Annotated in this window: 5 protein-coding genes, 3 tRNA genes and 1 pseudogene; 2 read left to right on the forward strand and 7 right to left on the reverse strand. The window is 65.6% G+C overall.

The genetic code is table 11. The features are described 5' to 3' along the window. Window positions 1-2: 2 nt before the first annotated feature. Entirely contained in the window at window positions 3-2,246 is a 2,244-nt protein-coding gene (gene ptsP / locus Q0330_RS04950) for a phosphoenolpyruvate--protein phosphotransferase (RefSeq protein ID WP_299475352.1), read from the reverse strand. 32 nt (window positions 2,247-2,278) lie between these two features. Beyond that, window positions 2,279-3,538, reverse strand: coding sequence for an aspartate kinase (locus tag Q0330_RS04955; protein ID WP_299475355.1), 1,260 nt, complete (start codon window positions 3,536-3,538; stop codon window positions 2,279-2,281). 203 nt (window positions 3,539-3,741) lie between these two features. Between Q0330_RS04955 and Q0330_RS04960 the strand changes: the two genes are divergently transcribed. After that, a complete protein-coding gene (locus tag Q0330_RS04960) occupies window positions 3,742-4,200 on the forward strand; it encodes an isoprenylcysteine carboxylmethyltransferase family protein (protein ID WP_299475358.1) in 459 nt (152 codons plus the stop codon). 105 nt (window positions 4,201-4,305) lie between these two features. Here Q0330_RS04960 and Q0330_RS04965 read toward each other — a convergent pair whose 3' ends face one another. The 5 genes and pseudogenes from Q0330_RS04965 to Q0330_RS04985 form a co-directional block, all read right to left on the reverse strand. After that, entirely contained in the window at window positions 4,306-5,235 is a 930-nt protein-coding gene (locus tag Q0330_RS04965) for a class I fructose-bisphosphate aldolase (protein ID WP_299475361.1), read from the reverse strand. 230 nt (window positions 5,236-5,465) lie between these two features. Beyond that, window positions 5,466-5,542: transfer RNA gene (locus tag Q0330_RS04970), tRNA-Asp, on the reverse strand. A 23-nt stretch (window positions 5,543-5,565) separates the two neighbouring features. Beyond that, window positions 5,566-5,642 (reverse strand) — tRNA-Asp (locus tag Q0330_RS04975). A gap of 23 nt (window positions 5,643-5,665) precedes the next feature. After that, a tRNA-Asp gene (locus Q0330_RS04980) sits at window positions 5,666-5,742 on the reverse strand. 107 nt (window positions 5,743-5,849) lie between these two features. Beyond that, window positions 5,850-6,788: pseudogene (locus Q0330_RS04985) on the reverse strand (pirin family protein). Between the two features lie 265 nt (window positions 6,789-7,053). Here Q0330_RS04985 and Q0330_RS04990 point away from each other — a divergent pair. After that, window positions 7,054-7,543: GAF domain-containing protein (locus tag Q0330_RS04990; RefSeq protein WP_299475364.1), on the forward strand; the 490-nt coding region annotated here is incomplete at its 3' end.

Below are 7,543 nucleotides of genomic sequence, written 5' to 3' on the forward strand. Positions count from 1 at the left end.
CGTCAGGCCCGCGCCAGAAATTCAGTGACCACGCGCCGGACCGGATCGCCGGCCTCGCGGGCCCGGGCGATGACCCCACGCAATTCCTCAAGGCTGATCTGGCGAATCAGGTGCTTGACCGGCCCGATCGAGGCCGGGCGCATCGACAGCCGCGTCATGCCCAGGGCGGCAAAAGTGATCGCCTCGACCGGGCGCCCCGCATCCTCGCCGCAGAAAGAGACGGTCACGCCGGCCTCGTTGCAGCGGGCTATGATCTGATCCAGAAGCGCCAGGAACGGCTCGCTCAGGGTGTCGTAGCGGCGGCGGACACGTTCGTTCTCGCGGTCGGCGGCGAAGAAGAACTGTTTCAGGTCGTTGCCGCCGATCGAGACGAAATCGCAGCTTCTGAAGAAGCTGACCGGCGCGAAGGCCAGCGAGGGCGTCTCCAGCATGGTGCCGACGCGGATATCGAGCGGCATCGGATGGCCCAGCCGCTGCTCGCGGGCGATTTCCTCCATCAACACCTTATGGGCCGCCTCGAACTCCCACGGCTCGGAGACGAAGGGGAACATCACATGCAGGGGTCGCCCGACGGCGGCGCGGATCAGCGCCTGCAACTGCATCCTCAGCACACCGCGCTTTTCCAGCCCGACCCGGATCGCCCGCCAGCCCATCGCCGGGTTCGGTTCGTCCTGCGGCTTCATATAGGGCAGCACCTTGTCAGACCCGATATCGAGCGTGCGGAACACCACCGGCCGGCCCCTGGCCGCCTCCATCACCCGGGTATAGAGCGCCGCCAGTTCGGACCGGCGCGGAACCCGGGTGCGGGTCAGGAATTGCAACTCGGTCCGGAACAGGCCCACGCCCTCGGCACCGGAGTTTTCCATGCTGGGCAGATCGGCCATGAGACCGGCATTCATGAACAGCTCGATCCGGGTGCCGCAGGTCGAGACCGCCGGCAGATCGCGCAGTCCGGCATAGCGGCTTTGCGCCTCGGCCTGCATGGCGATCTTGTCGCGGAAGGCGGCGGCGACGCTTTCCTCGGGGCGCAGATGGACGACGCCGCCATCGCCATCGACCAGGATCGCATCGCCGTTCAGCGCGTCCGAAGCAATGCGCCCGGCATGGATCACCAGCGGAATCGCCAGTGCCCGGGCGACAATCGCCGCATGGCTGCCGACGCTGCCTTCTTCCAGCACCACGCCCTTCAGCTTGCGGCCATAATCCAGCAGTTCCGCAGGGCCGATATTGCGGGCCACGAGAATCGGGTTCTCGGGCATCTCGGCCCCGGTATCGCTGCCCTGCCCGGTGAGGATGCGCAGCAAGCGGTTCGAGAGATCGTCGAGATCATAGAGCCGGTCGCGCAGATAGGGATCGGCGGCCATTTCCAGCCGGGCGCGGGCCTGCGACTGCTCCTTCTCGACCGCGGCCTCGGCGGACAGGCCAAGTTCGATATCCTCCTCCATCCGGCGCAGCCAGCTGCGGGAATGGGCGAACATGCGATAGGCTTCCAGCACTTCGGCATGATCGCCATCGGTGCCCATATCGGCATCGGCCAGCATCGAATCGACGCGCGCGCGCAGGGTCTCGACGCCCTCAAGCAGCCGTTCCTTCTCACGCAACGGATCGTCGCCAACCGGGTTCGCCACGACCACGCGCGGCTCGTGCAGCCAGACCCGGCCCTCGGCCGCGCCTTCCTGGCCGCTGGTGCCACGGAAGAAGCCGGGAAAGCGATGGGCCAGCGGCAGGCTGTCCTCGGCATTGCCCTGAAAAGCGCCGAGTTCGGTCATCTCGGCCAGCACCATGGCCACGACTTCCAGCCCGTAGACATCGTCTTCGGTGAACTGCCGCGCTTCGCGCGACTGCACGACCAGCACGCCCAGCTTCTCGCCCACGCGCTGGATCGGCACGCCGAGGAAGGACGGATAAACCTCTTCGCCGGTCTCGGGCATGAAGCGGAAGCCCGGCTCTGCCGGCGCATTGGCGGTGTTCACATGCCGGCCGGTGCGCGCCACGCGACCGACAAGGCCTTCGCCCAGCCGCAGCCGGGTCATGTGGACGGATTCGGGCTTCAGCCCCTCGGTCGCGCAAAGTTCCAGCGTATCGACATCGCGGAACAGATAGATCGAGCAGACCTCTGTCGCCATCGAATCGGCGATGTGATGGGTGATCTGGTCCAGCCGGTCCTGACTGCCACCGGGCGCCGCCAATGTGTCACGCAGCCGCCTGAGCAGCTGCCGTGAATCTCTGTCATTGCGATGTGGCATGACCCCCTGCCATCGTCGCCCGCGCGACGTTTCTAGGCTGACTTTTCCAACTCGAACGCATCATGCAGCGCCTGCACGGCCAGTTCCATGTATTTGCGGTCGATCAGCACGGAAATCTTGATCTCTGAAGTCGAGATCACCTTGATATTGATGTTTTCATCGGCAAGTGCCCGGAACATGCGCGCCGCCACGCCGGCATGGGACCGCATCCCGATCCCGACCACGCTGACCTTGGCCACATCGGTATCGACGATCAGATCGTCATACTGGATATGGCCGGCGCTGCGCGCATCCTCCATCGCCTTCTTGGCCCGCTCGACCTGATTGATCGGGCAGGAAAAGGTCATGTCGGTGACCGAGCCCTGATGATGCTCGTAGTCCTTTTCCGAGATATTCTGCACGATCATGTCGACATTGACCCCGCCCTCGGCCAGCGGCGCGAAGATGGCGGCGGAAATGCCGGGCCGGTCCTCGACCGTGACCAGGGTGATCTTGGCCTCGTCGCGCGAGAAGGCGACACCAGAGACGACTTTCGATTCCATGATTTCATCCTCATCGCAGACCAGGGTGCCGGATTTCTCGTCGGTATCCTCGAACGAGGACAGCACCCGCAGGCGGACATTATAGCGCATCGCCAGCTCGACCGAGCGGGTCTGCAGAACCTTGGCGCCGAGGCTCGCGAGTTCCAGCATCTCCTCGAAGGCGATGCGGTCCAGCTTGCGGGCCTTGGCGGTGATGCGCGGATCGGTCGTATAGACGCCGTCCACATCGGTATAGATATCGCAGCGCTCGGCCTCGAAGGCGGCAGCGAAGGCGACGGCGGTGGTGTCGGACCCGCCCCGGCCCAGCGTGGTGATGCGCCCGTCCGGCCCGATCCCCTGAAAGCCCGCGACCACGGCGACCTTGAAGCCTTCAGCAAATTTCTGGTCCAGATTGGCGCGCGGAATGCTCTCGAAACGCGCCGCCGAATGCTGGGCGGTGGTGTTGATCGGCACCTGCCAGCCCTGCCAGCTGCGGGCGGGCACGTCCATTTCCTGCAGGGTCAGCGCCATCAGCCCGGCAGTGACATTCTCGCCCGAGGAGACCACGGCGTCATATTCGCGCGCATCGAACAGCGGCGAGGTCTGCTCGACCCAGCCGACCAGCTCGTTGGTCTTGCCCGACATGGCGCTGACGATGACGATGACGTCATAACCACGTTCGACCTCACGCTTGACCTTCTCGGCCGCGTTCCGGATCCGGTCGAGATCGGCGACGGATGTGCCGCCGAATTTCATCACCAGCAAGGGCATGCTGTCCCTCCTATCCCCACCTTGGGGGAGCCTTCAAACCGGGCACCTTCTAGGGCCGCACCGGCACGCGCGCAAGGCCGCGCAGGGCCAGAGCGGGAAAAAACCGCCCTACCGAATCCGCCGTGCAACCGGTTCCCTTGCCCCCGCAGATACCATAAAGCGGGATCGTGCCATGCCCGCCCGATTTTCTGCCGGAGGACCAGATGAGCAATGCCCAGGAACGCTTTCCCGACCTGCCGCCGATCTGGGCGCTCGGCCTCATGCTGGCCGGCATTACTCTTGGCAGATTGCTGCCGCCCGGCCCGTTCCAGCACCCGGCCTTCGGCCTGCTTGGTACCGTCCTGATTCTGGCCGGCCTCGCGCTGATGGCCTGGTCGGCGCTCTGGTTCCGGCGCAAGCGCACCACCATCCTGCCCGGCGGCGCACCCGCGCGCCTGATCGTCGAAGGCCCCTTCCGGGTCAATCGCAACCCGATCTATACCGGCATGATGCTGACGATCTCGGGCGCGGCCCTCCTCTGGGGCGGCCCTTTCAGCCTGCCGGCGGTGGCACTGTTCCCGCCCATCGTGACCCGGCGCTTCATCCGCCACGAAGAAGAAGACCTTCGCGCCGCTTTCGGCGAGGAGGCCGGGCGATATTTCGGGCAATCGCGCCGCTGGTAATCCGAGTCAGGTCAGACATAAAAAGGGCCGCCCGAACCGGACGGCCCCCTCTTTGGTGCCCAAATACCTCGGGGTCCGGGGCAGAGCCCCGGTCCGGCGGCGAACTCAGTCGCGGCCCTTGTAGATATCGACCAGCTTCGAGAGCATCTCCAGCGCATCCTCGCGCGAGCGCTGGAAGCTGTTGCGCCCGATGATCGAGCCGTTGCCGCCGCCGTCGCGAATGGCGCGGGCATCGTCATAGACCGCATCGGCGCCCTTGGCCGCGCCGCCCGAGAAGACCACGATCCGGCGACCGCCGAAAGCCGCGTCCATGCAATGCTGCACGCGCTTGGCCTGGGTCGAGACGTCGATCTTCTGCGCCTCGTAGACCTTCTTGGCATCCTTGTTTTCAAGATGGTCGGTCGAGAGCTTGATCTTGATGATATGCGCCCCCAGCAGCGCCGCCATCTGGGCGGCATAGGCCGCGATGTCGATGGCGGTCTCGCCGTCCTTCGAAATCGCCTCGCCGCGCGGATAGGACCAGATCACCGTCGGAATGCCGACCGAGGCGGCCTCGGCGCGCAGTTCCGAGATTTCCTCGAACATATCCAGCGCCATGTCCGAGCCCGGATAGATGGTGAAGCCGATGGCCGCACAGCCAAGGCGCAGCGCATCCTGAACGCTGGCCGTCACCGCCTGGTTCTTGCCGGCGGTGTCCGACATCAGGCTGTTGGCCGAGTTCATCTTCAGGATCGTCGGGATCTGCCCGGCATAGGTATCGGCGCCCGCCTCCAGCATCCCGAGCGGCGAGGCATAGGCGTTCAGCCCGGCATCGATGGCCAGCTTGTAATGGTAATGGGGGTCATAGCCGGCCGGGTTCGGCGCAAAGCTGCGCGCGGGCCCGTGCTCGAAACCCTGATCGACCGGCAGGATGATCATCTTGCCGGTGCCGCCCAGACGGCCTTCCATCAGCATCCGGCACAGGTTGCCCTTCACGCCGGGATTTTCGCCCTCGTAATTGGCAAGGATCTTCTTGACGATATTCGAAGCCTTCATGGCATCCCCCGAGAAAAAATGTCTGAACGCGTCTTAGCAGAGGACAGCCCGCCGGCAATGTTCGCTATCGCTAACGGTCGCATGTTAGCGACCGCAGGACCACAAATCTTGCAGGTCAAGGGCCGCAACGGATGAAAACACCTCAGGGGGATGCCTGTTTACGGCCCCACGTCCCAAAGGGGCGGCAGGCGATGCATCCGGGCAGATACGGGTGGATATGGGGAAAACGATGGCGCGGTTGACGGGGCTCGAACCCGCGACCCCCGGCGTGACAGGCCGGTACTCTAACCAACTGAGCTACAACCGCGCATCATTTTCGGGCGATGGTGGTGGCGCGGTTGACGGGGCTCGAACCCGCGACCCCCGGCGTGACAGGCCGGTACTCTAACCAACTGAGCTACAACCGCGCATCATTTTCGGGCGATGGTGGTGGCGCGGTTGACGGGGCTCGAACCCGCGACCCCCGGCGTGACAGGCCGGTACTCTAACCAACTGAGCTACAACCGCATGTCCACCCACCCGGATCGCCGTCCGAGCGTGGAGAGCGTATTACGCAGCCCCGAAGGCGGCGTCAAGCGGGCGCGACATAAAAGTTTCGCGCCCGGCCGCGCCCCTCAGCGTTCGGGCGCGGGGATGAATTCCCGATCGTCGCCCGGCGGCAGGCGAAAGCGGCCATGCGCCCAGTCCCCCGCGCGCCATGCCTCTTTCGCCGCGTCGATCCGTTCGCGCGACGAAGCCACGAAATTCCACCAGATATAGCGCGGTCCTTCCAACGTGGCGCCGCCCAGCATCATCAGCCGCGCCCCCGCATCGCCCGCATGGACCGAGACCGCATCTCCGGGGCGGAAGATCAGCATCCGCCCGGCCTCGAAGCGCTGATCGCCGACCCGAACCGAGCCACCCAGCACATAGACGCCCCGATCCTCGTGATTGTCCGGCAGGGGCACGCCCGCACCGGGGGCCAGGTTGATATCGGCATAGAACATCTCGGAGGGCAGCGGCAGCGGGGCGCGCGCGCCCCAGGCCTCGCCCAGAACCAGCCGCAGGCGGATACCCTCGGCGTCAAGGACCGGCAGTTCCTCGGCGCCGACATGGGTGAAACCGGCCGCGCCATCCTAGGCGTCCTTGGGCAGGGCAACCCAGTTCTGGATGCAGAACGGCGCCTGTCCCCTCTCGCGCTCCTCGCCATCCGTGCGTTCGGAATGGGTGATGCCGTAGCCCGCGGTCATCCAGTTCACCGCGCCGGGGGTGATCCACTGATCGCTGCCCAGACTGTCGCGGTGGTGCAGCCGCCCTTGCAGAAGATAGGTGACCGTGGCCAGCCCGATATGCGGATGCGGGCGCACGTCGATGCCCTGCCCGGTCAGGAACTCGGCCGGGCCCATCTGATCGAAGAAGATGAACGGCCCCACCATCTGGCGGGCCACCGAGGGCAGCGCGCGGCGCACCTCGAAGCCGCCCAGATCGCGGGCGCGCGGCACGATCACGGTTTCGATGGCATCAACGGCATCGCCCTTGGGCAGATCGGGATCAAGCGCGGGGTTCCAGCTCATGGCGTCCTCCTGTCTGTTGAGGCACATCTAGGTCGCGCGGGGCCTTGCGTCCACCGGACCGCCCCGCGCATCCCCTGTGCGGCGGTGAACACGCGCCGATTGCAATGCGATGCCGGGCGTGGGTATCATTGAGGTACTACAGAGGATCCGGACCGGGAGAGAACGGATTTCCCTTGATCGCAAACATATCGAGAGGGTCATCGAAACCTCTCATTCCGACACGGCCCCTGCCCTGTCGAGGATCGCCGCATCCTGGCGGCGGTCGATCTTCAAACACGGGCTTGACCCCGGCGAACACCGCGCCCCCGAACGTGTCGAGGAAACCGCGCTGAACGCACGCCGCGCCGAGATGGAGCAGTTCCTTCAGGTTGCCGCGCCCAAGCTTGACCAACTTTTCGGCCTTGTGGGCAATTCCGGTTGTGCGGTCCTTCTGACGGATGCCGGGGGCGTCGTGCTGGATCAGCGCTGCGCGGACGGCGATGCCGAGGTTTTCAAGTCCTGGGGCCTGTGGCAGGGCGCGGACTGGAGCGAGGCCGCCGAGGGCACCAACGGGATCGGCACCTGCATCGCCGAGAACCGCCGCCTCATCATCCACCGCGACGAACATTTCCTGGCCCGCAACACCGGCATGAGCTGCATGGACGCCCCGATCTACGGCGCGGACGGCACCATCGTCGCCGCGCTTGACGTGTCCTCGGCGCGCGCTGACCAGACCGAGGCCTTCAACCGGCTGATCGCTGCAACCGTGGCGCAGA

The organism is uncultured Paracoccus sp., assembly GCF_937873615.1.
Lineage (GTDB): Bacteria > Pseudomonadota > Alphaproteobacteria > Rhodobacterales > Rhodobacteraceae > Paracoccus.

Coding starts and splice junctions, on each gene's coding strand:
- ptsP (WP_299475352.1), bottom strand. CDS start 2,246: ATGCCACATCGCAATGACAGAGATTCACGGCAGCTGCTCAGGCGGCTG.
- Q0330_RS04955 (WP_299475355.1), bottom strand. CDS start 3,538: ATGCCCTTGCTGGTGATGAAATTCGGCGGCACATCCGTCGCCGATCTC.
- Q0330_RS04960 (WP_299475358.1), top strand. CDS start 3,742: ATGAGCAATGCCCAGGAACGCTTTCCCGACCTGCCGCCGATCTGGGCG.
- Q0330_RS04965 (WP_299475361.1), bottom strand. CDS start 5,235: ATGAAGGCTTCGAATATCGTCAAGAAGATCCTTGCCAATTACGAGGGC.